The organism is Paenibacillus sp. GCM10012306 (assembly GCF_042649265.1).
Taxonomy (GTDB): Bacteria; Bacillota; Bacilli; order Paenibacillales; family Paenibacillaceae; genus Paenibacillus_AQ.
Genome location: NZ_JBHRYW010000003.1, coordinates 460,121 through 486,499, shown reverse-complemented (window position 1 = coordinate 486,499; position 26,379 = coordinate 460,121). Strand labels below are relative to the sequence as shown.

The following is a 26,379-nucleotide window of genomic DNA, read 5'->3' as shown; positions in this document are numbered from 1 at the left end:
TCAAAATCGTATATCACTAGAGGAGATCATTCCGTTGAACCAACCCTTAGAAGTGTTCTCTGATTTATCAGAGCGCTTAAATTATAATCTTTCTGACCTACCACTCTACGTTCGAAAAGGAAACTTGCAGCAATTTCATAATTACTCAGCTACTGCGCATTGGCATCCGGATGTGGAGTTCATTCTTGTTCTTGAAGGTACCATGGACTATTTTGTGAATGGGAAGACCGTTCGCATTGAACAGGGGAATGGGATATTCGTGAATAGCAATCGTCTCCATTGTGGTTTTTCCGAAAATCGCACAGACTGCAAATACATTGTCGTTGTTATTCATCCATCGCTTCTTGGCGAGAGTACGTCACTGGCAAAAAAATATTGGGAAAGTAAATTCAGCTCATTGATGGAGGACTTTGTTCTGCTTAATGCTCAGATTGAATGGCAACTAGCAATCCTGAGTTCTTTACAGGAGATTTACGAGGAAATGCATGCCCCTCTTCTTCCCAATCCGCTGCGATTAATAGCTCAAGCCTTATCCTTGTGTGCTGGCATGGGAGATCAATTACAACAAAAAGAAGAGCATGCTGAAGAGGTACAACTGTGGACGTTCATCCAGAAGATGACTAGCTTCATTCATCAGAATTATGAACATAAAATTAGCCTTGATGATATCGCAGCAGCAGGAGCTGTGTGCAGAAGCCGCTGTGTTGCTCTATTCAACAAGCATTTAGGTCAAACGCCAAATGTATATTTAACGAAATATCGGATTCAAAAGAGCTGCGAGATGTTAATGGAAACAAAGAGATCTGTATGTGAGATTGCGATGGCATGCGGCTTTCAAAGTGCCAGTTACTTCACTTATAATTTCCGTAAACAATTGGGTCTCGTTCCGCAGGAATATCGAAAACAAAGTCTCAGTAACAAGGAGAACTGATTGTCTATTACTTCTAATAAATGTTCATCTCATAATAAAAGAAGCTAACCATCAATCTAGAGGTTAGCTTCTTTACGTGCATCGCTTCCTTTGTCTAATTGGATTTCAAAATTTCAACATACCCTTCAGTTCCATTCACCCGAATGTGATCCCCGTCTTTGATCATTTTAGTAGCATTCTCCACCCCGACAACAGCTGGCAAGCCATATTCACGGGCGATCACAGCTCCATGAGTCATCAGTCCGCCCACTTCGGTGACCAGGCCTTTTATAGATACAAAGAGTGGTGTCCAACTAGGGTCAGTAAAGGCAGTGACTAGAATATCTCCGTCTTCTATATCCGCCTTTTCCATGTTTAAGATGACACGTGCTCGGCCTTCTATCACTCCAGAGGAGACCGCCAGACCTGCAATCGCTTCGGCGGGCAGATGCGCTCGCTTATATTGCCCTGTAATGTTCTCACCATCCGACGTGATCACACGCGGAGGGGATAGTTTTTCGAATAATTTGTACTCCTCTTGTCGTTTACTGATGACCTGATAGTCCAGTTTATGAGCGCGTACGACTTCATGAAGTTCATCAAAAGAAAGATAGAAGATATCCTCTATTTGATGAATAATGCCTGTCTGTACGAGTGCTTCAGCTTCTCTTAATAAAGCCTGCTTATAGACGAAATAGCGATTTACAATTCCGTACTTTGGATACTCCCGATACCCACTGAAATTCCGGATGAGGTCAATCCTTTGTTTGGTTTCTGTTGCTTTTTGCTCGCCATCGGGCATTGCTTTGAGTCGCTCTAATAGCTCTTGTTCTTTTCTCAAAGCTGCAAGCCGCCCTTGCTCAAATTTCTGCTGACTAGCCTTAGGCTCGAAGTTTTTAACATTGCCAAGAAGGATCGGGATAAGGGCTGAAGGTTGTTCGCTCCAGCGAGTTCTTGTGATATCAATTTCCCCGGCACACCGCATTCCGTATTTGTCCAGAAAAACAGAAATCGCCTCATAAGCTTCCTGTCCCCCTTGAACCTTAATCAGTTCATCCAGAGCGCCGCCCTCTTTGACTTGCTGCAAATAAGCAATGACTTCCGGGTAAGGGCGAATGACATCTGCAACATCCAGGAGCGCCAGTCCCATCTCTGAAGTAATGTTATTCGGCACAGATAGAGCAAGGGCGTCGGCTGCACTTTTTTCGCCCAGCCATTCTTGCATCTTTTCATTGATCCATGCGGACGCGTTCATCCCAGCCATAATGGCTCTTATACTTTGCGGGTCGAAGAGAAGTCTCTTTAATTCCTGGAGATCTTCCAGAATAACGTCAAATAAGTCTACACCCGATTTTCCTTTGATATTTTGTTGTAATGCCGCTAATGATGCTTCACTATTCTTAATCAATTCCGCAACAATTGAGTGATCGGCTTCGATTGGTGCTGGCATACTTGCGTAATTTTTGGCTGGGTTAGGCACTGCGGTATCCACCGGTAACTCTTTAATAAAATCGCCTCGTGCTACGACGGTCTTTAGCGCGTCTTTGATGAGCGGCTCGGATTGCCCCAACGTGTTTATTATTATGTCTCTGCTGGCGGGTGAGGCCAGCTGAGGTGTAACATCCACAAAGAGCCTTCCTCCAGCGGTACGCATAGGTGCACGCGTTATTAACAGGTAAAATGACAGTCCCAGTGGCTTAATGGCATCTGTCATCATTTGCTGATGACCCACAGAGATGTAGACATGATTCTCTTGATCATTACTTTCAGGGATCGGGAATAATGTCGTGATCGGCCGGCTTTGGACAATATAAAAGGTATCCTCGGCTAAACACCATTCAATATCTTGTGGGCTGCCAAAATAAGTTTCGATCTCTCTTCCGAGGCGTGCCAGCTCTAAAATCTGTTGATCCGTTAGGGTTTGTGTTTTTTGCTGATCCAGATCGATGGGCCGAGTCTCTGTTCCGCCTTCTTTTCGCCCGTAAATAGCGAGATGCTTAGCTGCAATCCTCTTCTCCACGATTTCGCCTTCACGTACTTTATAGCCATCAGCCGAGACCAGGCCAGAAACCAGTGCTTCTCCAAGTCCATAACTGGCATCGATGGATAACAGCTTCCGGTTACCTGTAATCGGATCAGCGGTGAACATAATCCCTGAGGCCGCTGGGAAGATCATTTTTTGCACAATAACAGATAAATGAACTTGTCTGTGCTCAAAACCATGCTGCATCCGGTAGATCACCGCGCGATTCGTAAATAGAGAAGCCCAACATTTGCTGATATGCTGCAAGATGTCTTCTAGACCAATGATATTTAGATACGTATCTTGTTGACCGGCAAAAGAGGCATGGGGCAAATCTTCAGCAGTCGCACTGGAACGTACGGCATAGGCTTGGTTCTTGCCAAACCGGGAGAGATAATAAGTCACTACCTTCACAACGTCAGCAGGAATTTCAGCTTCGATAATTGTCTGGCGAATCTTTCTGCTGAGATCAGCGATTTGATCCCGATCTTCTACAGTCAGCGTGTTGAGCTGATCCAGCAAGACAGGATATGTTTTGTTTCGTGCCATTGCTTGCTGATATCCCGCAGTAGTAACACAAAATCCTTCCGGCACTTGTATGCCATCCATTTTGGAAAGCGTCCCTAGATTAAGCCCTTTTCCTCCCACGAGTGATAGCTGTGTATTGTCCACTTCCTGAAAATCCAGAACCAAAGATCGCATTCCACATCTCTCCTTACCTTCATTTGAGAAAAAAACATTTGACAAGAGCTCGGCCGACATAGTAAGATTAAATTATAAGATAGACTTTCTATGACCATTTATAATTTAAAAGTCGCGATCAGATTATATCATCATGTCTGGTCATATGCAATAAAAAAGAACCTGAATCTTTCATTCAGGTTCTTTTTTTGCTTAGGCATCTGCCCTTAGATATCATTAGGTCTCCATTGTTCTGGCACATAAACATAGTGGTTGTCTTCTTTTTTGACGTAACCAAAAGCCGGGAAATCCAGATGCATCCCTGTTACTCGGATTTGTTTCTCTGAAGCGAGGTCGAGCAATTTAATGCGTGATCTGAAAGCTTGCTCAGAGTCAATATCCATGGCAATCTTCAATTGTGGCCGGGAGAACTGGATGGTGACATTCTGGATGATATCACCCCATATTAACAATCTCTCTCCTTCAGATTCAATTAGATATGCTGTATGACCAGGCGTATGCCCATGAGCTTCTATTGCCGTAATTCCAGGAATGTCAACGGAATCGGAGAAGGTTACGATGTCATCTTTATAAGGAGCAATGGCTGATTGAACCATTTGGACGATCATTTGTGCTTGTTCTTGGAAGCTTTCCTTGAAACTCTCCTCAGCATTTTCATTTGTCCAGAATTCGTATTCCTGCTCATGAACAATGACTTTAGCGTTTGGAAAAGCTTTAGTTCCATCTGCTAGCGATAAGCCATTCACATGATCTGGATGCATGTGAGTCAAAAGTACAACATCAACATCATTGGCTGAGTAACCAACAGCATTTAAATTATTAAGTAGATGGCCTCCTGACGGTCCATAACTTGATCCAAATCCCGTGTCTATTAAAGTTATATGGCCATCGTTATTCACTACAAATCCATTTGTATTCATGTGTGGAGGCACAGCCTGAAGATTATCTCTCAGCATTTGAATTGCTTCTTCTTTATCTAGTTCGAAGAAAGCATCCAATGGAAATTCCAAATTACCATCTGATAATACCGTAACGATAATGCCTCCGATTTTTTTATGAAAAGCACTAGGGACTTGATTCAACGGTTTAAAATTAGTACTTATGTTGGTTCCTCCTTAAGCAGCAACTGTTATTTATAATACAAGTGTTATAATATCAGTGCGCTTTGAGGCTCTTCAACCAGCAAGTTTGCAAATTTGTCGTATATTATACAAGTCGTAATAATTGTTGCGTCAATATTAGGCGTAAACAATCCATGAAGCAAACAAAGGCGCAATATCATTCGATAATTCAGCCGGGGTCTCCTTTTTGCCATTAAGATACCAACGATAAGCGGAACCGTAGATGGACCAGCTAATTACTGTGGCTGCCCGCTCCAGTCGTCCGCTATTTTCCGACTGGCAGGTTCTAGACAATAAAAGAAAGACGAATTCTTCCAGTTCAGAAATGATATTTTTTTCTACCAATGGTGCAACCGATTCATAGTTTTTGACACACTGCCTGCTTGATTCTTCGTGATAATCACATAAAGCAATAACCAGTTGTTTTATTGTTTCTTCTGTTAGTTTTGCATCATTTGGCACTCTTCTATCCACATAATTCATGAAGGCGTCAGACAGAAGCGCTTTAAGCAGCCCATATTTATCAGGGAAATGAGCGTAAAAAGTAGCCCTGTTAATAAGTGCAATTCTTGTGATATCACTCACTGTGATCGACATAAAATCTTTTTTACCGAGCAGATTTATAAAAGAATCTAGAATAAGTTGTCGTGTCTTAATAACGCGGAGATCCTTGGGATTATGAGATACAGCGCTAGCCATTATCGATCTTCTCCTTAGCAATATATAATCTGAAGCTTGTTTATTATATAACAACTGTTGTGTTTACAACAATTGTTATAACATGACTTCATTAATCAAAAAAAGAGCCGCGTTAGATCGCAGCCCTTTTCAGTGAATAACTATTAGTCTTTACGCTAAATCTAGGAGTTTCTAATCTCTGGTAGTGCTTTAATACTCTCCTTTAATCACAAAAAACGAGCCCCGGATCGTTCCGGCTAATTTGGATTTCTGCCTTGCGAACTTAAACTTCTCTTCCAGCTCCTTGGGAATATCCATTCCCTCAGAAAGCTTGAACCCGACAGCCCGCTTCTTAGCATCATCCACCGTATACATAACGTTAAGCGCAAGCCCATCCTCATAGAAAACGTAGGTAAATTGAATATTTTCCACTTGAAAACGTGACGTTTCTAAAGGCTTGGCTGCAAACACGATATCCCGTTCTTCTTTCAAAATCCGGTTCACATAATCCAGGGCTTCCTGGCTTTCGCTAGCGGGAATCACCGTAAACTCATGTTTATATTTGTTCATAAAATAACGGGCTTCATTCGCTCTTAAGCCAGCAAGTGCTTCTACGACCGGTGAAGATTCTAAACCAACCGTAGACACATTTTTAAAATCAACGATATAGGACATGTTCATCCCCCTTCGCTCTATTTATTTTCTATTTTCTAACAACGGGAATCCACATTTCACCAAAGACGACGCCGTCACGCTGCCCCATCTCTACCGTTGTATTTGGCCCGCCCACATAAGCAACATCCTGGGCTTCTCCCAAGGCTTGGCCAAAAGCAATGCCGGTAAGCTTATTGCTCAGCTCTTCCCCTGAGTTCCCTTCCCCTTTTACAACTAGATATTCTCCCTTAGGAAATTGGATCACTCTAGTTGCTTCTGGTAAGGTCGCCTCTGTCAGCACGCCAGCATAGTACATCATCTTATTATTCACCGCTTCGTTCACGGCAAAAATGTAGTCATTCGTGGCAAGTGCCTTTAATGCGTCAAGTCTTCCGTCTTGTTGCACAGCTTCCCAGAAATCCGCCTTCTCTTTATTGATGCCAGCAAAGTCTGTGTAATGGCTCTTCAGCTCCGTTCCAATACCTAATACGATAAAGCTGTCTTTTTCTTCAAGCGTATAATTTGCCATGTTCAAAACCTTCCTTTTTATAAATTTATCCATTGCTTTGTCTTTTCACTTGATGGGTTTATAATAATCTCAAACCATGTCAAAAAGTGATACTGTTTAGGGGGCTTTATGAAAAAGGTTGAACGGATTAATATCATCATGCGCTATATCAACAACCGCGCCCACTTTACCATTTCTGAGCTCATGACAGAATTCAACATCTCACGTTCGACGGCGATTCGTGATGTCAGAGAAATTGAAGCAATGGGGATGCCGCTAGTCGCCGAAGTTGGGCGGGATGGGGGTTATTCTGTCATGAACAACTCTGTCCTGCCCACGGTCCGCTTTACCGATAATGAGATTAAGGCGCTGTTCCTTGCCTTCATGGCTACAAGAAATCAACAGCTCCCTTATCTGAAAAGTCGACAGTCACTAGCTGAAAAACTGCTAGGTCTGATCTCGGAAAACCAGCAAGATGACCTTGTTCTTCTAAATCAAATCCTGCTCTTTGAAGGAACCAATCCCAATAATCCCGACTTGCTTGAATTATCTGATTTGCCCCATCCGATGTTAGAGAACCTCATTCAAATGATTCTGCAGGACAGTTGTTTATTGGTGTCCATCCAAGAAGAGCAGGAAATCAAGTCCTACCCGATCCATCTCCTGCACCTTTATCGTGAAAAAAGCTTATGGATCATTGAAGGCTTTGACATCGTGGAAGAGAAGCGGCGGATGTTTTCTGTCGACAATCTCACGAGTGTAGAGCCATATCCTACGAAAAAAAGAGTAAGCAAAAAAAAGATCCTGGAACAACTCAGCAAGCAGGAAGAAGAAATTAACCTCGTCCTTGAGCTAGGTCCAACGGCAATCGCCCAGTTCAAAAAATACCATCCTCTAAAGTTTTCAATCGCATACACGAATCCTTACCAAACCACAGCGATCTTAAAAACTTTTATCAATGTTCATCATTCAGAAGAATTAACGGAAATAACCAACTGGCTGCTTTTCCTGGGTGAAGATATTACGGTCAGGGAGATCCCGGAAAAAGTATTAGACGTCTTACAAGGGAGATTCAGCCTGTACTGCCGGTGAACAGTGCTTCCTTTCCAGAATGTCCTCTTCAAGATCATTGCTCTTTCAAAAGCATGCTCAACGAAACCGATATTTAAACCGACTGCGATTAATCCTATGTCCGCGCAGACACAAGCAGCCCCAATGTGCTGTAACTCAGTGGGGCTGCCGTTCACCTTATTTAATTCTCTTATAGAAATGTCACGTTCCGGTGTAGAGTCTTTATACGTCCCGTAAACGATAGCCTGATTACAACTTGGCGTGCTTGTTAGATACTATTTCCGCCAAAATGTTAAACAATCTGCTTTATCCGAAATGTTAAAGTCAATCATTCGCTCCAGCAATGCAAAGTCAATTGGCTGATTCCACCGAATCCGCAGCAACTGCTTCGTGTGGTCATAACCGGCCTGTACGATGTCATCCGAAAAGCGGCTGATCCCGGCACCTTCAGGTGCAACAGCTAAGTGCTGTTTGGATACACTGAAGCCCATTATGAATGTGTCATGATTGGTAAACATCGGCTGATTCCAGGCCACTCTTTGCCCTAATTCCGGATACTTCTCTGCGACCCAAGTCAACACTTCTTCTGTGCGCGACCGGTGCTGCGGGTTATCTATTTTCGCCAAATACTCTGCAAAAATCTCCATATGCCCCTCCATCCTCAACTTCTCCATTATTCAGCTCATATTCCTTCTGAACCTTCATCATCCCATATCTTATCCTTTATGCCAAGTATCTTCCCTTGATGGACTACTCCACATATGCTTGTATACGCAGGCTGCCCCGCAGTGCTGTAACTCCAGCACTGCGGGGCAGCCGTCAACCTATATACAGTCTAGATCTCTCGTTTCTCATATTCAAAAGGTTCCGCACACGAGTATATCTCATGAAAGAATCCGAAATACGGAATATCGTCTTCCATACATTTTATGAGATAGGACAATTCCTCATCACACTTTGGCTCTTCACCGGCGTGTCGCTTATACTCGAAGATATCTACTATGTTTTCCATAAGGTGCGTTTGGATGAATAAAGGCAATTGACTTAGCATCGCTTGTTCGAGTTGGGTCTCGGATCGATATCCCTCAAGGACTACTTTAAAGTAATCATCCATAAACGCTTTGCGCTTGTCTACGTCTGGTTCAAATTGTGTCCAACCCACTCCATTTCTCCAGGTCGATGCCAGGTCTAACATGTACCCACCGAAACACGAGTTATCAAAATCATATACTGTAATTTGTCCGGTATCAAAATCGATATGATAATTTCCGTCCCCATAATCACAATGAATCATCCCATAGGACTCATTATCCTGATGCAATCCTTGCAAGGTTGTAAGCAGCTCAACCATCTTCTCCTTCAGCAGAGACAAGGAATCGGGAATCAGTTCATTAATATACTCGGCATTGTACTTATCAAAAAAACTGTACCGGCGATGGACTGGCGTATACTCTTTTGATAGTTGATGCAGTTTTCCCAAGGTTTTACCGCAGTTATAATAATATTCGGTAATAGGGACGCCTTCCCGGTATTGATAATGATTATCCAACAGCCTCTTTCCCCTGGCCTTATCAAACACTGTAATATAAAAGTTGTAGTCTTGATGAGTAATCACTTCCAGCAGGTTCCCATTCTGAGAACTGATGACATTCGAAACGCTGCCGCCATGCTCAAATAAAAACCGGACATACTCCACTTCGGCCAGAATATCTTCCCGGCTTCTGTCCGTTAAGTAAGCGAGTCTGATTATTTTGGCATCAGCACCCTCTTTTGCACAGGAATAGGCGATATTCCGCCCTCCCTCATGGGGCGCAATCCGGCTAATATCATAGTCCCCCAGCCCGTAAAGCTCTACTACTAATGGAAGTAAATATGTCTCACCAATTTGTACAACTTCGTTATAATTCATTCAATCTCCCCTTCTACACTTCTTCAATATATATACATTTTACCAATATTTCCCTTCCAATTGAACGGTAGAAAACAGTTAAAACTAATTAATCCTGCTAACACAAATACAGCGCCAACTTTCAGTGTACGCTATAGAAGCGTGTCCAAAAGTATGGCGCTGTTACAAGGGCATTACACTCTTAATTAATATAATTATACAGGCTTGCTTCCAGAGCATTGTTCCAGTTATTATTGTGTCTCTTAGCTACCTTCTCTGCAGAAAAAGCAGAGTGCTTAATAACAAGCTCCGTTGTGTCTTCCTTTTCAACAAAATCTATGGTAACCAGCGTTTCCTCTGCATCGTCTCCTTCATTTAACCACTTCCAGGTGAACGATAGCTTTTCATTCTGAACGATGTCGGCATACCGACCTTCTAAAGTATAAACCTTACCACTTGGAGCTTGCATATGAAAACGGTATTTTCCGCCCACGGTTACTTCCATTTGTTCAACCGTCGTCGTAAAGCCTACCAGCCCCCACCATTGCTCTAGCTGTTCTTTCTTCGTCCAGGCCAGAAACACTCTTTCCTTGCTCGCTTTGTAAACATGTTGAAGCGTAAGCGAGTATTTTCCATTCAGCATAGTTATCATTAAGAGTGCCTCCGTCAGTCTTCTTTTGATTGATTGTCCAAGAAAAGCTCCAGGTTAGACAATTGCGGAGTCCAGAAATTCCTGAGTTCCATTAACCATTCGTGCGCCCTGTCCACAGTCGTTGGATTCAAATAATAATATCGATAGGTTCCTTCCTTCCGAATCGAAACTAAACCAGCCTTTTCCAGCACCCGTAAATGCTTAGAGATCGCTGGCAATGACATATCAAAAGGTTTCGCCAAGTTCATAACGGTCATCTCTCCGACACCCAAACGTTTTAGAATTTCCCTTCTCGTCGGATCAGAGAGCACGTGGAAAACATTATCCAAAAGTTCATCGTCATATTTAACCATGTGTTTAATTTTATTCCCATTCCTATCTATTGTCAAGAAGTTACATCTACATAACCCAATCAGGTATACAAACGGGTAGGCGTAAAAAAGAGCCAAGCGGTTCAGGGTTAAAGACCTGAAACTCGCTCGGCTCGGCTGTGCAAAGGGTTAATTAGAAACTTTGGGCAACTTCGCGCGCTTGTTGAATCGCCTTTTCTTTAATCGCTGGTGCTTGGTCCGGAGACTTAGCCATGCCTTCAACAAAGATGCCTTCAAAGCTAGGAACGCCGATGAACTTCATAATGGAATCCAAGTAACGGTGGCCCATTTCTGAATCTGCATACATTGAGCCTGGAGACAATACGCTTCCGCTAGCTTGGATGTGAACAGCTTTTTTATCAGTCATAAGGCCAATCGGACCTTTATCGGTATATCGGAACGTTCTGCCAGCAACACAGATCGCGTCAATATATGCTTTCAAAACAGGTGGGAAAGAAAAGTTCCAGATCGGATTGACAAAAACATATTTATCGGCAGCTACAAATTGATCAACCAGTTGCCCAAGACGACCTACTTTCGCTTTTTCAGCATCGGTCAATTCTTCAAAGGCAGTTCCTGCTCCCAGTTTGCCCCAGCCACTAAAAACATCAGCATCCAGTTGCGGAATATCATTCTTATAGAGATCCAGACGAATAACCTCATCATTGGGATTGGCGGAGCGATAAGCTTCTACGAATTCTTCTCCTACAGTCAAGCTATAAGATGCTTCTTGATCATTCGGATTTGCAGTGATGTACAATACGGTCGCCATAATTAAAAACCTGCCTTTAGTTAGATTTTATTGTTTAACCTTTTGGTTAATTAACCACATGATTAAATATAAGCCAGGTTCTATCTACTGTCAAGTAGAAAACGAACAAATCATTGAAATTCCTAATCTAAACGCAAAAAAAGCCGCGATTAACGCAGCTGTAAAATGAAAATGATCCCAACTTACTTACAAATAAAGGATAAATGATACAAAAGCAAGTGTTAGTCCGCTAGCGACATAATCCACCCGTGCGAAATTCAGCTCCTTATATGAAGTACGGCCCCTTCCATCCCCGTAGGCTCTTGCATCGATCGCTAAAGCCAGTTGCTCCGCTCGCTGAATCGTCGTAACGAATAGCGGGATCAGAATGGATGTATAAGCCAATATCTTCCCGAAGCCCTTGGCAGACATTTCGTCATAACCTCTAGCCTTCCGGGCTAGCATCACGCGATCAAGCTCCTGCATAATTGTTGGTATAAAGCGGATGGCAAGCACGATCATCAGTGCAAAAGCTTCGACCGGAACACCTAACCGTGACAGCGGTTTAAGCAGCTTTTCAAGACCTTGTGCCAGATCAAGCGGCTTGGTTGTCAACGTTAGAAGCGAAGCTAGTAATATAAGCAATACCATCCTCCAGACAATAAAGCTTCCGTTCTTTATCCCTTCTTGTGTGACATTTAGAAAGAATCCAGGCCAGATGGGGGTTCCAGTAGTCAAGAAGATATGATACATAAAGGTGAAGGAAAGAATGAAGAGAATGGGCTTTAATCCTCTGAAAACCATCACAATCGGCACTCTAGCGGACAGGACCAGTCCTGCCATCAGAATAGTTGTCGCTACATATCCGGCAAACGTCTTAATCAGAGCAATGCTAATCATGATAGCAAGAATGCTCAATAGTTTGGTTCGAGGGTCAAGTCGGTGAATGATTGAGTCGGTATCTGCATATTGCCCCAGTATGATTTTATCCATCGTCTTGAACACCTCTTGCCTGCCAGACTGCTCTAACCTGTTGCATAATGTCTTCTTCCCTGCAACTAGCTGGTTCTATGATCTGACCGGATAGTTCCTCGATCAGCTTAAGGAGTTGTACCGGCTCCGGTAAAGGAAGACCTGCTTGCTCCATGAACGCTGTATGCTGCAAAAAAAGCTCATTCGCATTCATCTGGACCAATAAACGTCCTCTATTAAAGATCATAACCTCATCCGAATATTCCGCAACATCTTCCATCTGATGAGAAATGAAGATTACCGTCCGATTCTTCATCCTCTGCCATGCTTTGATCTGCTCTAGGAGCGCAACCCTGCTTAAGGGGTCAAGTCCAGCCGTTGGTTCATCCAGAATCAGCAACTCGGGATCTGCAATAAGCACTGAAGCTATGGCGACACGCCGCTTTTGTCCCCCGCTTAGCTGGTATGGAGACATATTCAGAAGGTCTGACGAGAGCTCCATTTGCTTCATAACAGCTTCTATTTCCTGCTCCCTATTTCCAGTGTGATCCTTTCTTATCTTCAGAGCAAAGGCCAGTTCTTTATAGACAGTTGTTTCAAAAATTTGCTGCTCCGGATTCTGAAATACATAACCAATCTGCGGAACGACCTTCATGTTCCCTTTACGATCTCGAGGAAGTGGCTGTTGATTAATCGTGTACTCTCCGCTAAATGATGGAATCAAACCTTTTATAACTTTGACGAAGGTGGACTTCCCTGCCCCGTTGTGACCTATGACAGAGATCCATTTCCCTTCCTGAAGCGTGCAGCTTACCGATTGCAGAACCTCTCTGTCGTTCATAGATACACTTACATCCCTTAGTTCATAGACCATAAGGTGGTGATCGTCTCCTTCCATTCAGAACACAAGGGAGCATTTAACCCGAGCGTACGATGCAGTCTTACTACAAAAGGAGGAGGCAGTTGGTCAGTCAGGGACAAGTTGTTGAAGAAGGCTGACGGAGTACCATCAAAATGGATAACTCCGTTGCTTAGATGCAGCACCCGATCTGCTGACAGAATCTCATCCATGTGGTGAGTAATATGAATGATCGTCATCCCTGACCGGTGAACGGTGCGCATGACCTCAAGGATGTCTTTTCTCTCCTGCGGATCAAGCATAGAAGTAGCCTCATCGAATACTAGAACAGAAGGGCGCATGGCCAGAATGGCCGCAATCGCAACCCGTTGTTTCTCTCCTCCTGACAGCTGATGCGGCATGGCGTCTAAATATTCTTCCATACGAACGGCCTGCAAAGCCCCATGCACTCGAGGCAGCATTTCTTCTCTTGCTATGCGAAGATTCTCCAACCCGAAGACGATTTCATCTAGAACGGTTGTCGTAATAAATTGATCTTCAGGATTCTGAAAGACCAGCCCAACTTGCTCACGAATCATCTTCAGATCCACATTGTCAAGTGTATTCAGTTGATTGAGCCTAACTTGCCCTTTTCGCGGCTGCAGCAGACCGTTTATTAACTTGGCAAGTGTGGACTTTCCGCTTCCGTTCCCGCCGACGATGGCGACAAATTCTCCGGGGTGAATCTCGAAGCTTACATCTTGAAGAACGGGATTTCCTCGGCGGTAATAATAATCAACTTGATCAAAAACAAGCATTTGTCTTGCTCCCTTCACTACTTCCAAGCCGTGAAAAAATTTCTGTAAAGTATCAAGAGTTATATACTTTTTCTTCAATGGGACTGATCGCTTTAAGCTGCATCGTAATGACGGCTGCAATAATGGCTTTTATGATGTCACCTGGAAGAAAGGCTATCGAACCTATTAATCCAGCCCAAATCGACGTATTCGTAATCAGAGCCATGACAGGGGCGCCAATGAGATACACCACTATTACACCAAAAATCAGATTGATGACAACTAGCTTCCATGTTTTGACCTGGGGCCAGATTTTCTCAGTAGCCCAACCAATAAGATAGGCCGCAATCGGCCAACTGAATATGTAGCCTGCAGACGGTCCAACCAACGCCACCAGACCCCCGCGTCCGCCTGTCAGCACAGGTAAACCGATCGCCACGAGAATGATGAAAATAACAAGACTCAGACCGCCCGTTTTTTTGCCTAGAAAACATCCAGCCAGCATGACACCAAGTGTCTGGGCAGTGATTGGTACGGGAATGAAGCCAAGTGGTATAGGTGGAATCAGACCCAGCACCGCGATTAGAGCGGCGAATAATGCAGCATAGACAAGTTCTTTTGTTTTCAAGAAATAGACCTCCATTGGGAACATAAAATGTATTGATGATGTTATCGAAACTGTTCCATACGCTGAATTATAATAGAGCAATCTATGATTGTAAACCTAAAAATAATTATTGGTTTACAATAGTGACGTAAACGTGCAACCAAAGAGTGTTCAAATATGCTATATAAGAGCCTGCCTTGGCCTAACATATTATCGTTAGCTATAACTATGAGAAATGACCTAACTAGGAGCAATAATAGGCAAACTAGGCCATTCATGCGGTTAACTTTTGCAACTGGTTATTATCCAGCCTGGCATGTTAAAATATAGGGATAGGGTTGTTAGACATATACTAGTGGGGGTTTATTGCCATGACGGTAAAAGAACGTATTTTAGCTTTACTCGACGGCAACAGAGGCGAATATATCTCCGGCGAGGAGTTAGCTGCCAAGCTATCCGTTACGCGCAGCGCGGTTTGGAAGTCCATCAAATCGCTGCAGAACGAAGGTTACTCCATAACCGCTGTAACAAATAAAGGATATTCACTATCACCTAATACGGATATTTTATCTGCTGTTGCAATTTCGAATTACTTAAATATCGAGTGTAAGAACCTGCAAATTGAAGTTCTCAAGACAGTACCATCAACGAATGAAGCTGTTAAAAAGCTCGCCTTGAACGGAGCAGCTGAGGGAATAGTGATCCTTTCGGAGGAGCAGACAGCCGGACGCGGTAGAAAAAGCCGCCAGTTCTTTTCTCCTTCGGGAACGGGTATCTATATGAGCATCCTTTTACGCCCGAAGATTTCGGCGCAAGATTCTTTTCTTCTAACGACTTCCGCGGCAGTCGCAGTTTCGATGGCCATCGAGAGTGTAGCCCATAAAGATGCGAAGATAAAATGGGTTAACGACGTATTTATGGACGGTAAAAAGGTCTGTGGGATCCTTACCGAAGCCTCCTTATCACTAGAAAGTGGTTGGCTTGATTATGCAGTTCTCGGCATAGGAATTAATGTATCGCTACCCTCTCACGGATTCCCTGAAGAGATTACAGATATCGCTGCATCTGTATTTTCTGATGACAAGAATAGCGGGGATCTTCGTAACCGGCTAGCGGCAGAAATACTCAATAATTTCATGGCTTTTTATGCGCGGTTGACGGACAGGCTATTTCTACCTGAGTATAAAAAACGTATATTTTTCCTGGGCAAAACCGTTACTGTACTTAAGGAGAACCAACAATGCCTGGCAACAGCCATTGATATTGATGACAATTGTCGCCTGAAAGTCAGGTATGAGAATGGCGAGGAAGAATATCTTTCAAGCGGGGAAGTTAGCATCAAAGTTAATGGCTAACTGTCATTCACTGCTGATGAAGATGCCGCATTTCATTTTCGCAGCGTAATAAGAACCCCAGCCACTTGGCTGGGGTTTTGCTTCCTTTTGCTCCAGGAATTAAAGTTCTCGATGGTAACGCACTTCTTCAGATATTTCTTTGAAGCCAGTGGAGTGATATACAGATAGCGCGGAACTATTGGCTGTCTCGACTTGCAGTTCTGCGGACGAGCATCCACGATCTTTGAGATATGTTAATGCTTGAGATAGCAAAAACTTTGCAATCCCTTGTTTTCGATAAGGATTTCTCACAAACAGATCTTCAATAATCCCATCCCCATCCTCATCAATCCAAGCCATGATGCTCCCGACTAAGGTTTCATTTTCCCGGGCAATAAAAATAGTCCACGAAGAATTCTTCTTTCTATCCATCAACTGCTGATACCCAATCGGGGCATCCGGCCAAATCTCCAAGTCTACTGCTAAATATTCCTCGATACGTTTCTCTGAGTCCATTGTCTCTCTCGAGCATCGATAAGGATCAATAAGAACGGTCTCTTCAATCTTCTCGGATAAGTCTCTCCGCATTGTATACAGGCTCTTCGCATAGATAAAGCCCTTCGAGATGAAATAGTTATTGTTACACTCTTCAGTCGATTGATTACCTATTCCAATAATAGTTCTATTCGAACCAGGAAGTGTTTCTTTTAACTCGTATGCCCTATTCAACAAGCGTTCATATAGGAGATCATACAGTGAATAGTCGTCTTCTCTTTGTGGAAGTGTTTTCAAATTGAAATAAATATAGTGCGAACGCTCCTCTGGGCTGCCCGGCAGGACCGTGGAAATAATACTAACTTGGCCCTTACCGATCATATGTTCATCCTCAATCGCTATAAATACGTTCGGCCAATTTTTTTCATCTCCAACCCACCAAAAGACGGAGTTATGATTATAGGTTACGGCATGATACAAATCGCCTAACTTCTGCATATCATCTTCCGTAAAAATCCTTACTTCTATTTCATTCATTCCAAAACACCACCATTTTATTCTACTTGAAGGTCCAATAGTAGTATTTTACTATTTTTTCTATCCTGTGCGTGGTAATAAATAGTTCTAATCAATTTCTATCCCCGCTTACCTAACAAGCTGTCACGCAATTCGATATACGCATGATCCCAGCCCATTTTTGCGAAGAATCGTAGACCGTCTAAGCCTTTAAATAATCGAGCGCCTGTCAAACGGTTGGTGAAATCAGGAATAGATATGCCTATTTTCTCGTAATAGTTCCCAAAATCAACGGCTAAATCCTTGTTAGGAACAATATGCTCAATCGTAACAATATCAATCACAAAATCTCCATACATAAAGTTGCCGTCTATAATCCCTGTGATGTTGCTGCCATCGGCAAGAATATTCCATTCATGACAATCACCGTGTACGAAGTAGCGATGCGGAGCGTTATATTTGCTGTAATCCAGTAGCCGGGCATAACATTCGTTGAATACATCACGCTCAAGACAACTTGTATCAAATAACGCATGCCAATTTTCCCAAAAGGTGCCCGTTTGATCCTCTCCATAAAATGCTGTAATAAAATCCTCCCAACTCTCATGGCTTCCAGAGCCATCCGGACGCATAGAACCGAAACCTGTTGCGCTTTTCAAAGGCACTTGGTTCATTCTCGTAATTTGATGGATCAGATCCGGGAGTAGCTTAGTTCTCTGTTCTACGTCATGCTCAGCCAGTACCTTGCCCGATATCTTTTCTGAAATACAAAATTTCAAGTTGCCCTCTTTCCCTGATCCAACTATCTTTGGAAATAACACATGATTAGAAGTAAGCAAATTCGACACATATTCTTCTGTTACATAGGCATCTTCGTCGGCACTAAAACGAATAACGTACTCACTCTGATCAATTACAAATGAGAAAACACTGCTAAAATTGCCTCCTTCGATCGTCCCTATGTTCTCAGCAGATTTCCCCAAGCGAGCTTTAATCAACTCTTGCACTTTGTCCATCGATACTTCCGGTTTCGTTTGACTCATTCTCAATCTCTCCTCTTTAATTCATATTCTTGTGTGAAAACAAAAAAAGCCGCAGAATGAACCAACGTTCATTCCACGGCTTATTCATCGCATCTATGCTAAATAAGACATACCTGTCCATAGCATAGAGTACGAAAGCAATGATAATGATGACAATTCATAACAGAGTGTATGAACCAAGTCATTCGCAAACAAACCCTAGATAAAATAAAGAGTGCTTGAGTCTGGCTCATACGTTATTAGGTTAAAAGATCACCCTTTTACTTCTGTCAGGAACACTGTCATCATCATCATTATATATATCCCACCGATCCGTTATTTTATTACATTATAACCCATATTTTGAATATATCAATACTTTGCAGATGATTTACGTTCCGAACACTCCTACTACGTCAGTACGTGCACTTAATATGAAAGGATTCGTACTCTGTCCGGCTTGCCTGAAAATTAGCAAACCCGATTTGCCCGGTCAAATATGGAGACTCTTCATCTTCAAACTCTAATATTTTGTCTCCGTTCGCAAAAATGCTAAATCGGTTGCCGATCGCCTCAACCCCGATTTGGTAACTCTGATCGATGACCCAAGGAAAGTCGACCGCAGCCAACTCAGTATACCCGTTGTTGTTTTTGTACAGCTTGATTTTTCCACCCTCTGCACATCCGACTGCATATGAACGAATGCCCCCCTGGACGCGGAAAAGCAGATGATGTTCGTCACCTCGCTTCGGGGTAAGCACAGCATCGAAACGATAATTGCTCCACTCAATATCACCTGTATAGATCTCTGCCGGCTCCCCGTAATAACTGCCCACGAGTTTTCCTTCATCCACAGACCATAAACCCCGCAGATATGTAAACTGGCTAACTTCTTGATGAAGGGGGGTCCACTTTTCCATCGGTACACGTTGGAATTGAAGGGAGTAAGCAGCTCCACCTGCGGTAATATCGAAGTGGTCTACATAATAAACGAGGCTGTGACTCATTGGGCCCAGATTCGAATTTTCTGCAACTGGGATGACCTCTACGCCGATCTCTCCAAGACAGACATCTGCCATGGAGGGAATCCCATATTGTAGTTCTGTCCATTTCCCCGCTTCCAATGGAACATTTGGACTGTAGAATCTCTGCTTGCTATAGATGTCTTTCACATACAGACGCGCTATCGCTTGTACGGTCGTATCGGCAGGCAAGCTGACTTTGGCGCTTATCCACTGACCAGGATACAATAGCGGAGAAAAACTAGGGTCATAGCGACTGTCGTTAAAGTCACTTGGTATGTAATAGGTCTTATAATAAGCCCGATACCCATTCCCCTCAAATGCATTGTCGAACACGACTTTCAGGGAACTGGTGCCCGATGCAGATATGGCGTTTGAATGTTGGACGAATGCGGTAACATTCGATCCCTCATCACATTCCACCTTGAATCCGTGCGTAGAACCCGGCAGCTCAAAATGGAAACGAGGGCCACGGCGGAGGTGATCCCGGTTCAGCCAAGGCGCCCAACGCTCCGGGTAAGCTTCGTCCGCTATCGTATAACCGATTCGTGCGATTTCAAAAACAGTATCGGGAAGATCACGAATATTGAGCGTGCCAATCACGCCGGAACAGATCAGGATATCGTTGATCGGTTCACGCCAGGAGGCATCGATGCCCTCCAGTCCTACCCGAACACCTATGATCGTCCCTACGTTTGCTACGTTGCAATCGGTATCCCATCCGCACATATTGCAAATGTTGATACTGCGTGAGAAGTCGCCTTCTCCATACAACAGGGAAAGAACAATGACCGCCGAGTTCGGAATGATGTGACAAGCTCCTGGATAGCGATCGTACCCATAATTGCCTTGCACGAAAGCGAATGCCTCTCTCCAATTATCGGGGTTGCTGCTATGATAAGCCATGATGTCACGTGTCATCCGGAAGTACTCGCTTTCCTGCGGAATGACAGATAATCCAGTTTCAATGATACGAGATACATCCTTCTCCCCGAAGGCCGCGGCGATGCAGGCAGCAATGAACATAGCTCCGTATTTTCCGTTACCGTCATGCGATACGCTGGCCATTTTCCCCGCATAATTTGCAGCCAATTCCGGTCTCCCCGGAGCGATCAAACCCCAGATGTCACAAAATATCTGCCCTCCGATTTGTTCTGCTACAGCCGCACCATTGACGGCAATCGAACCGGATAGCGGTGCTTTTATCCCATGCTTCAAATTCAGATAAGCGGTATGTTCCGTCGATTTTCCATATCCGCCCCACCAGAAGAAACCATGACCGTCGGGGGCATAATTAAGCCAAGTCAGCCCCATCTGTTCTTCCGTGATATCGGTAGTATGTGTGTAGTCCTCCAATGCTTTAAGGAAGAATAACGGTCCATTAGTATCGTCGTCTGCCGCGAAATGCTTGAACTGATTCACATAACCGGTAATTTCACCATACGTTCTGGCGATTCGCTCGTAACTCCAGCCTTCGATGTTGCTGCCGTGCCGGACTCCAATGACTTTTCCGAGCCAACCAGCATATACGCTTTCGATATAATCTAGTGGCATTGTGTAGCTCTTGTTTAACTCACTTGTTCGTGTGACTGTCATGTGGACCTCTCCATTTCTTCCTGAAGATAAATGATTACCACTGCCAAATTTCAGCCTTTAAAAGCCCGACGACAATCACTATGATCGTAAACACAGGCTTGGTGATCGGGACATGTATTTCCAGAATATCCCCCAATGGTTAAGTCCGTCAACGTACTCGCTAATTTCTTTAGGTATGCCCCGCTTGAATTCAAGCATTTAATGCTTTGAAATGTAATACTGGTCGGAGATCAAATGGTAAGGTCAGTCTCTGGAACACAAATAACGCCCTTCCAACTTCCTCTGGGGAAGCGAAAGGGCTGAAATGTTTGTTTTTCTCGATTAAACAAAGGCGGGGATCAATTCCTGCTCAAATATTTGCTTGTCAGTGATTGTTCTGCGCTTAAAAGCGCTCTTGGTGTACCTTCGAAAACAACCTTACCACCCTTGCTGCCGCCTTCAGGACCCATATCAATGATCCAATCAGCATTACGGATGACGTCCAGGTTATGTTCGATTACGATTACCGTATTACCGGCATCCACTAGACGATTCATAATGTCCAGCAGATGAGTGATATCCGACATGTGTAGTCCGGTTGTCGGCTCGTCCATCACATATATACTTCCCTTTTTGTGCAGTTCGCTGGCCAGCTTGATACGTTGACACTCCCCACCCGACAATGTGCTGAGTGGCTGACCGAGCGTCAGATAATTCAGACCAACATCGCTCATGGCCTGCAGCTTGCGCTTGGCTTCTTTGATTTCGAAGAAAGCAAGCGCTTGTTCAACGGTCATCTCTAGCACATCAGCGATCGATTTTCCATTGAGCTTGTAGTCAAGTACCTCTTCTTTGAACCGCTTACCGCCGCATACCTCACAGGTTGTTTTTACACTGTCCAAAAAGGCCACATCGGTATAGACGACACCAAGGCCCTGGCAGTTCTCACAAGCCCCCTTGGAATTAAAACTGAACAAACCGGCGTTCACTTTATTGGCAGATGCAAAAGCCTTGCGCACATCGTCCATAATGCCCGTATAGGTGGCCGGATTGGAACGGGTTGAGACACCGACCGCCGACTGGTCAATCACGATTGCATCAGGATGATTTTGCAAAAACACATCGTTGATCAATGTGCTTTTTCCCGAACCGGCAACGCCTGTCACTACCGTTAATACTCCTGTTGGAATATCGACATTAACATTGGTCAAGTTATGCAGACTGGCGTTCATGACGGATAGCTGATCCTTGGCCTGGCGAAAATGCTCCTTGATCGGCATCGCCTGCTTCATATGATTGCCCGTCAATGTATCCGACTCCAGCAAGCCGGAGAAACTACCTTCGTACATAATGGTACCGCCATGGCTGCCGGCATAAGGACCGACATCCACAATATGATCAGCGACCTGAATCACATCGGGATCGTGTTCCACGACAATGACCGTGTTACCTTTATCGCGCAGCTTTTGCAGCAATTCATTAAGCCGGTGTACATCACGGGGATGCAGACCAACACTCGGCTCGTCAAAAATATACACCACATCCACTAGACTCCCGCTCAGATGCTTGACCATTTTGACACGCTGGGATTCCCCACCGGATAAAGTGTCGGTCTCACGATCAAGAGTAAGATAATCCAGACCGATATCCACAAGGTGCTGCAATCTGTCTGACAAGGCTTTAGCCATCGGTGCAGCTATCGGACTTTGAATGTCCTTGATAACCCCGATCAGTTGGCCTACCTCCATAGATGAAAGCTCGGCAATATTACTGCCGTTGATCTTACAGCTGAGCGTTGCTTGGCTAAGACGAGCGCCATGGCACAGATGGCAGGGTCCTTCGATGATAAACGGCTCCACTTTTTTCTGGGTACGCTCTGACATCGCTTTAATATCCCGCTTGATATACTTGTTGATGAACTTTTCGATGAAGCCTTCTACAGTAATATTTATAGTTTTTCCGCCAAACTGTGTCCCTACCTTCTTGGCCTTGCCATACAGCAGTTCCTCCAGTTCATCCTTAGAAAAATCACTCAACTTCTTATCTAGATCGTAGGAGCCTGCCTGCACGGTCATCGTCCAGTCCATACCGTTCACCGTGGCGTCCGGCAGCATAATTGCCCCTTCATTCAGCGATTTGAACATATCGACTGCCTTGGCCATATCTACCCCCATACTACGACCGATGCCGCTACACTCGGGGCACATGCCCTGCGGATCATTGAAGGAGAACATGTGAGCTTCACCAACATGCGGCTGACCTACACGGGAGAACAGAAGACGGAGAATGGGCGAAATATCGGTAATCGTCCCTAAGGTCGAATGCGCACCGCCACCCAGGCGCCTCTGGTCAACAATCACAGCCATGCTGAGGTTCTCAATGGCGTCAGCATCCGGCTGTGGTACACGCGGCAAAAAAGTACGGACGAAGATGCTGAAATTTTCATTCAACAGACGCTGGGATTCAGCGGCGATGGTATCGAACACAATCGACGACTTACCCGAGCCGGAAACGCCGGTAAAAATGGTGATTTTGCGCTTGGGAATTCGTAAAGATACATTCTTAAGATTGTTTTCCCGAGCACCGCGGATTTCAATGTATTCTTGGGTCATAACGATCTCCTGTCTCAAGAAAATAAACTGCATATGCATTTTAAATAATAAGATTCGGTTTGGTGTCGTGTCAACGATTCATAGTATGTTATTTGACCCTTCACCCCATGTTAAAAAAACCTCAGTATAATTATACCCGGGCTGTATGATCATAACTCTAGTTTGTTACCATAATGAAACTTAAATGAAACTTAATTTCAGTAAAAATCGTCTATTGTTGTATATAAAAAGAAGAGGTGCAATCTATGAAATCCCTGTCAAAAATTGTGCTGTGTACTGGTCTTGGAGCAATGCTTGCTGTAGGCTCCGCTTATGCAGGATCAAAATTGAGTCTATTTATTAATGGCCAGGAGTTTGTATCCAGCACACTGGATCTTCAAGTCCAAGATGGTAAAGTGCTTGTTCCGATAGATAAACTTGCAGAAGAATTTAAAGGAAAAGCGGTATATGATGCAAAAAAGAATGAAGTTCAAGTGACGCTGCCTGACTCCGCTCTACAAGCGATTCAGATCAAACGTTTGGAATCCGGGTTGGTCCCATCCACAGCCAAAGAAGCTTTGAATACATGGGTCAAAGGCATTCAGACTCGAAACGGCGCACTGCAATATGCTGTTTTCTCCCCTGATCTGCGCGCTAAAACTAAGAAAGAATTCGATGATTATTACTGGACAACAGGCGGCTCGAGTCCACATATGACTGAGATTGATAAGCTCAAAACAAAAGCTCTGAATAAGACAACGACTCAATTCTCATTCGATTATGGTCTTCGCGCTTCCAATTGGAAAGGCACGGGGTCTGCAGTTGTCACCGTGCAGAAACTGACCTCCGATGGCTATGAAGGCTGGTACATTACAAATATTAAAATGAAGGATCCCGGTGATACCGGTCTTACGATCGGTGTCGAGCCGTTGAAAAAATGATCCCTGGCCTCCCTGTAGTCAGCAGTAACTTGCTCCGGTAACGAGCACTTTACTTATAAATAGGTGTACACGGCAAAAGGGTCGATGTTTCTGTTGTCAGAAATATCGACCTTTTTTAAATTATATTGATATATTTGAATATTGGACTAGATTCAATCTGCAGGATTGATAATGGCCAGAACCTGATGATCCTCCCACGCCCCGTTGATCTTCACATTGCTTCGGGAAATGCCTTCTTTATGGAACCCGGCATTCTCAAGCACACGAATAGAACCAGGATTTCGAGGAGAGGCTTCCCCTGTGATCCGGTGGAACTTCAGCTCCTCGAATGCATAGCGCACCACTTGCTTCACAGCTTCTGTCATATAACCTTTGCCGTTATAATCCCGATCCAGACTATACCCGATCATGCAGCTTTGCAGCGAGCTACGCAACACAAAGCTCAATCCTACGCTACCAATAATGCGATCGTCCTCCCTGTGACATACCAAGAAGTTATATCGCTGATCCTCTTCTCTATCGGTCTTATCCTTAGTAATCTTCTGAAGCTGATATTCTTCCGTATAGAACTCCTCTGGAACACTTGGCGAAAACTCCTCAAAAAACTCCCGGTTACGCTTGTACAATGCTGCCAACTCTGCAGCATCCGCCTCTTCCGGAAAACGGACGTATACTTGCGGCTCTACCATCTGTATCATCCTCACCATGAATTGATATTATTTTAGCGGATAGATAAGTTGAACGTTCTCTTGACCGATCAACCCTTCGTAAAGTGCATGATTATGATCAGCAGCTACAATACATAGGATTCGTGCTTTTGGACTTTGTTACAAAGAAGCACAAGACCATTTTACTGACCTGGAGCAATCTTGTTGATTGAAAATATTAACATTTAATTATAAAATTAAACAAAGGAGGTGTTAACAATTAACTTTTTACAATTCATGTTAGTTGGAGCATTCGGCATTGTCAATATCTTATTAGCAATCATCATTATCAAGATATTACTTACAAGAAAGTTACCAAGTAATAATTACACTCCATTTGATTACATCACGGCCCAAGCTCTTGTTGAGTTTCACGATGAGAAAAAAGAGATAGAAGAAAATGCGGACCATGGTGATGATAAGGACAAAAACATCATTTCGTTATCAAAACGACCTTCTCTTCCCTAATGCACATTAATGTTAGAAAAATATCTTGAACGAGACGAAATAGAAGAATTTTTACAGAAGGCTAAACCTCATGGCATAGACAATGACTACAAGATATTCAAAACAATTTGCGATATACATAAAACAATCTACCACCTTACTAACAATCGATATGCGTGGGAAATGACTCCTCCAAAGAATGATACATTCGTCAGAATTTTTGATTTTGACGAAATCATAATAATTTCCACGAAGGGCAATTCATCCTCGCAGATACCACGTCACTGAGCGTATGAATGCTAACATTGCTCCAGGCGTCAGAACATACTTCAGCAAGAGATTAAATGACCTACAATTACAAGAAATGTGATCTTTTCGTGATCTTTTCATAAAAAAGAACCAAGACCCTTATCACACCAGCATTTATAAGGGGTCTTGGTTCTTATTTGTATATCAGGTCCCAATATTCGCTAGGTGGTTCACCCTAATAGCCCTTGTCCGTAGGATCTTCTTTATATCTCTCCCAGATTGCCGGAAGCACTTCACCACAGAAACAACATCTTATATACCGATGGTCACCATTTCTCGCATCTCCTAATTATTGAGATTTGCTACAATGGGTCTCGCTTAGATTACCCTTCAACTATATCCGCACGGAGATCTGTCGCAATCTCAAGCATTTTGGGAACAATAGCATCATGCGAAATAGCTACATATATATCTCCCATGTAAAGCCGGAAGGGAATCTCCACATCCGAGAGCGTCCACATAAAAAAATCACCATCGATAGACATGGTACTTTCTGGTCCTTTAACCGTAAGCACCTGTGAGTATGTAAAGTCCGGTTGGGATGAGAAGTAGTTCTTGCACTCTTCCAAGGAGATGGATTGCTCCACATTGTTTTCCTGCATCGATCGTGTTATCCGAAAACGCTGATTCATTGATAAGCCTCCAAGTAATGTTTTGTAGTTCTATGAAATAACATTTTCTCATTCCGGGAGCCCCCTGTCAAAACCATATAGATTTGTTATCTTGTCCAGTGTTCGGGTCCACTGTTTGGTGTCTTAGTGCTTCAAATGAACTACTCATTTAAACAAAGTTTTTCATCCTCTCAGATCCTCAATATTCAAACAAGGCAGAGCATGCTATAATCCCCAAAAGGGGTGATATCAATGAAATTCTTACT

General features: G+C 43.7%; 25 protein-coding genes. 5 read left to right on the top strand and 20 right to left on the bottom strand.

Features of this window, described 5'->3' with window-relative positions:
- Positions 1–34 precede the first annotated feature (34 nt).
- On the top strand, positions 35–931 hold the full coding sequence (locus ACFORK_RS09510; protein ID WP_379198032.1) for an AraC family transcriptional regulator: 897 nt from the start codon (positions 35–37) through the stop codon (positions 929–931).
- Between the two features lie 94 nt (positions 932–1,025).
- Here the strand turns inward: ACFORK_RS09510 and ppsA are convergent, their stop codons facing one another.
- From ppsA to ACFORK_RS09485, 5 genes are all read right to left on the bottom strand, one after another.
- The gene (gene ppsA, locus ACFORK_RS09505; protein ID WP_379198578.1) at positions 1,026–3,635 is read right to left on the bottom strand and encodes a phosphoenolpyruvate synthase; all 2,610 of its coding nucleotides are present in this window, start codon (positions 3,633–3,635) and stop codon (positions 1,026–1,028) included.
- Positions 3,636–3,841: 206 nt separating this feature from the next.
- Positions 3,842–4,717, bottom strand: a complete 876-nt coding sequence (locus tag ACFORK_RS09500) for an MBL fold metallo-hydrolase (RefSeq protein WP_379198030.1) — start codon at positions 4,715–4,717, stop codon at positions 3,842–3,844.
- 156 nt (positions 4,718–4,873) lie between these two features.
- Positions 4,874–5,455, bottom strand: coding sequence for a TetR/AcrR family transcriptional regulator (locus ACFORK_RS09495; protein WP_379198028.1), 582 nt, complete (start codon positions 5,453–5,455; stop codon positions 4,874–4,876).
- A gap of 189 nt (positions 5,456–5,644) precedes the next feature.
- The gene (locus ACFORK_RS09490; protein WP_379198026.1) at positions 5,645–6,109 is read right to left on the bottom strand and encodes a phage tail protein; all 465 of its coding nucleotides are present in this window, start codon (positions 6,107–6,109) and stop codon (positions 5,645–5,647) included.
- A 28-nt stretch (positions 6,110–6,137) separates the two neighbouring features.
- Entirely contained in the window at positions 6,138–6,617 is a 480-nt protein-coding gene (locus tag ACFORK_RS09485; protein WP_379198024.1) for a GyrI-like domain-containing protein, read from the bottom strand.
- Between the two features lie 108 nt (positions 6,618–6,725).
- On the opposite strand from ACFORK_RS09485, the gene ACFORK_RS09480 reads away from it, so the two are divergent.
- On the top strand, positions 6,726–7,688 hold the full coding sequence (locus ACFORK_RS09480) for a helix-turn-helix transcriptional regulator (protein WP_379198022.1): 963 nt from the start codon (positions 6,726–6,728) through the stop codon (positions 7,686–7,688).
- A 254-nt stretch (positions 7,689–7,942) separates the two neighbouring features.
- Here ACFORK_RS09480 and ACFORK_RS09475 read toward each other — a convergent pair whose 3' ends face one another.
- The 9 genes from ACFORK_RS09475 to ACFORK_RS09435 form a co-directional block, all read right to left on the bottom strand.
- A complete protein-coding gene (locus ACFORK_RS09475) occupies positions 7,943–8,314 on the bottom strand; it encodes an iron chaperone (protein WP_379198576.1) in 372 nt (123 codons plus the stop codon).
- A gap of 188 nt (positions 8,315–8,502) precedes the next feature.
- The gene (locus tag ACFORK_RS09470) at positions 8,503–9,576 is read right to left on the bottom strand and encodes a phosphotransferase enzyme family protein (RefSeq protein WP_379198020.1); all 1,074 of its coding nucleotides are present in this window, start codon (positions 9,574–9,576) and stop codon (positions 8,503–8,505) included.
- 181 nt (positions 9,577–9,757) lie between these two features.
- On the bottom strand, positions 9,758–10,207 hold the full coding sequence (locus ACFORK_RS09465; protein ID WP_379198018.1) for an SRPBCC family protein: 450 nt from the start codon (positions 10,205–10,207) through the stop codon (positions 9,758–9,760).
- A gap of 14 nt (positions 10,208–10,221) precedes the next feature.
- Positions 10,222–10,560 carry an ArsR/SmtB family transcription factor gene (locus ACFORK_RS09460; RefSeq protein ID WP_379198016.1) on the bottom strand — a complete coding sequence of 113 codons (339 nt, stop codon included), beginning with the start codon at positions 10,558–10,560 and terminating at the stop codon, positions 10,222–10,224.
- A gap of 151 nt (positions 10,561–10,711) precedes the next feature.
- Complete coding sequence (locus ACFORK_RS09455) at positions 10,712–11,350, bottom strand: FMN-dependent NADH-azoreductase (protein WP_379198014.1); 639 nt, start codon at positions 11,348–11,350, stop codon at positions 10,712–10,714.
- A gap of 186 nt (positions 11,351–11,536) precedes the next feature.
- Positions 11,537–12,322 (bottom strand): energy-coupling factor transporter transmembrane component T family protein, encoded by a 786-nt coding sequence (locus ACFORK_RS09450; RefSeq protein WP_379198012.1) that lies wholly within the window; start codon positions 12,320–12,322, stop codon positions 11,537–11,539.
- Complete coding sequence (locus ACFORK_RS09445; protein ID WP_379198009.1) at positions 12,315–13,142, bottom strand: ATP-binding cassette domain-containing protein; 828 nt, start codon at positions 13,140–13,142, stop codon at positions 12,315–12,317. Before ACFORK_RS09445 ends, ACFORK_RS09450 begins: the two co-directional genes overlap by 8 nt.
- Before the next feature lie 17 nt (positions 13,143–13,159).
- A complete protein-coding gene (locus ACFORK_RS09440; RefSeq protein WP_379198007.1) occupies positions 13,160–13,957 on the bottom strand; it encodes an ATP-binding cassette domain-containing protein in 798 nt (265 codons plus the stop codon).
- 52 nt (positions 13,958–14,009) lie between these two features.
- Positions 14,010–14,564, bottom strand: coding sequence for a biotin transporter BioY (locus tag ACFORK_RS09435; RefSeq protein ID WP_379198005.1), 555 nt, complete (start codon positions 14,562–14,564; stop codon positions 14,010–14,012).
- A gap of 350 nt (positions 14,565–14,914) precedes the next feature.
- On the opposite strand from ACFORK_RS09435, the gene ACFORK_RS09430 reads away from it, so the two are divergent.
- Complete coding sequence (locus ACFORK_RS09430; RefSeq protein ID WP_379198003.1) at positions 14,915–15,898, top strand: biotin--[acetyl-CoA-carboxylase] ligase; 984 nt, start codon at positions 14,915–14,917, stop codon at positions 15,896–15,898.
- Between the two features lie 99 nt (positions 15,899–15,997).
- Here the strand turns inward: ACFORK_RS09430 and ACFORK_RS09425 are convergent, their stop codons facing one another.
- The 4 genes from ACFORK_RS09425 to ACFORK_RS09410 form a co-directional block, all read right to left on the bottom strand.
- Positions 15,998–16,909: a GNAT family N-acetyltransferase gene (locus tag ACFORK_RS09425; RefSeq protein WP_379198001.1), complete on the bottom strand. Its 912-nt coding sequence runs from the start codon at positions 16,907–16,909 to the stop codon at positions 15,998–16,000.
- A gap of 98 nt (positions 16,910–17,007) precedes the next feature.
- Complete coding sequence (locus ACFORK_RS09420; protein ID WP_379197999.1) at positions 17,008–17,931, bottom strand: phosphotransferase family protein; 924 nt, start codon at positions 17,929–17,931, stop codon at positions 17,008–17,010.
- A 395-nt stretch (positions 17,932–18,326) separates the two neighbouring features.
- Positions 18,327–20,528 (bottom strand): ADP-ribosylglycohydrolase family protein, encoded by a 2,202-nt coding sequence (locus ACFORK_RS09415; RefSeq protein ID WP_379197997.1) that lies wholly within the window; start codon positions 20,526–20,528, stop codon positions 18,327–18,329.
- Between the two features lie 338 nt (positions 20,529–20,866).
- Positions 20,867–23,119 (bottom strand): ATP-binding cassette domain-containing protein, encoded by a 2,253-nt coding sequence (locus ACFORK_RS09410; RefSeq protein WP_379197995.1) that lies wholly within the window; start codon positions 23,117–23,119, stop codon positions 20,867–20,869.
- Between the two features lie 245 nt (positions 23,120–23,364).
- Here ACFORK_RS09410 and ACFORK_RS09405 point away from each other — a divergent pair, with 245 nt between their 5' ends.
- Complete coding sequence (locus tag ACFORK_RS09405) at positions 23,365–24,039, top strand: stalk domain-containing protein (RefSeq protein WP_379197993.1); 675 nt, start codon at positions 23,365–23,367, stop codon at positions 24,037–24,039.
- Between the two features lie 152 nt (positions 24,040–24,191).
- On the opposite strand, the gene ACFORK_RS09400 is transcribed toward ACFORK_RS09405, so the two are convergent.
- Entirely contained in the window at positions 24,192–24,728 is a 537-nt protein-coding gene (locus ACFORK_RS09400) for a GNAT family N-acetyltransferase (protein WP_379197991.1), read from the bottom strand.
- 255 nt (positions 24,729–24,983) lie between these two features.
- On the opposite strand from ACFORK_RS09400, the gene ACFORK_RS09395 reads away from it, so the two are divergent.
- Positions 24,984–25,214, top strand: a complete 231-nt coding sequence (locus ACFORK_RS09395; protein WP_379197989.1) for a DUF3951 domain-containing protein — start codon at positions 24,984–24,986, stop codon at positions 25,212–25,214.
- A gap of 611 nt (positions 25,215–25,825) precedes the next feature.
- Here ACFORK_RS09395 and ACFORK_RS09390 read toward each other — a convergent pair.
- Positions 25,826–26,134, bottom strand: coding sequence for a hypothetical protein (locus ACFORK_RS09390; protein ID WP_379197987.1), 309 nt, complete (start codon positions 26,132–26,134; stop codon positions 25,826–25,828).
- Positions 26,135–26,379 lie beyond the last annotated feature (245 nt).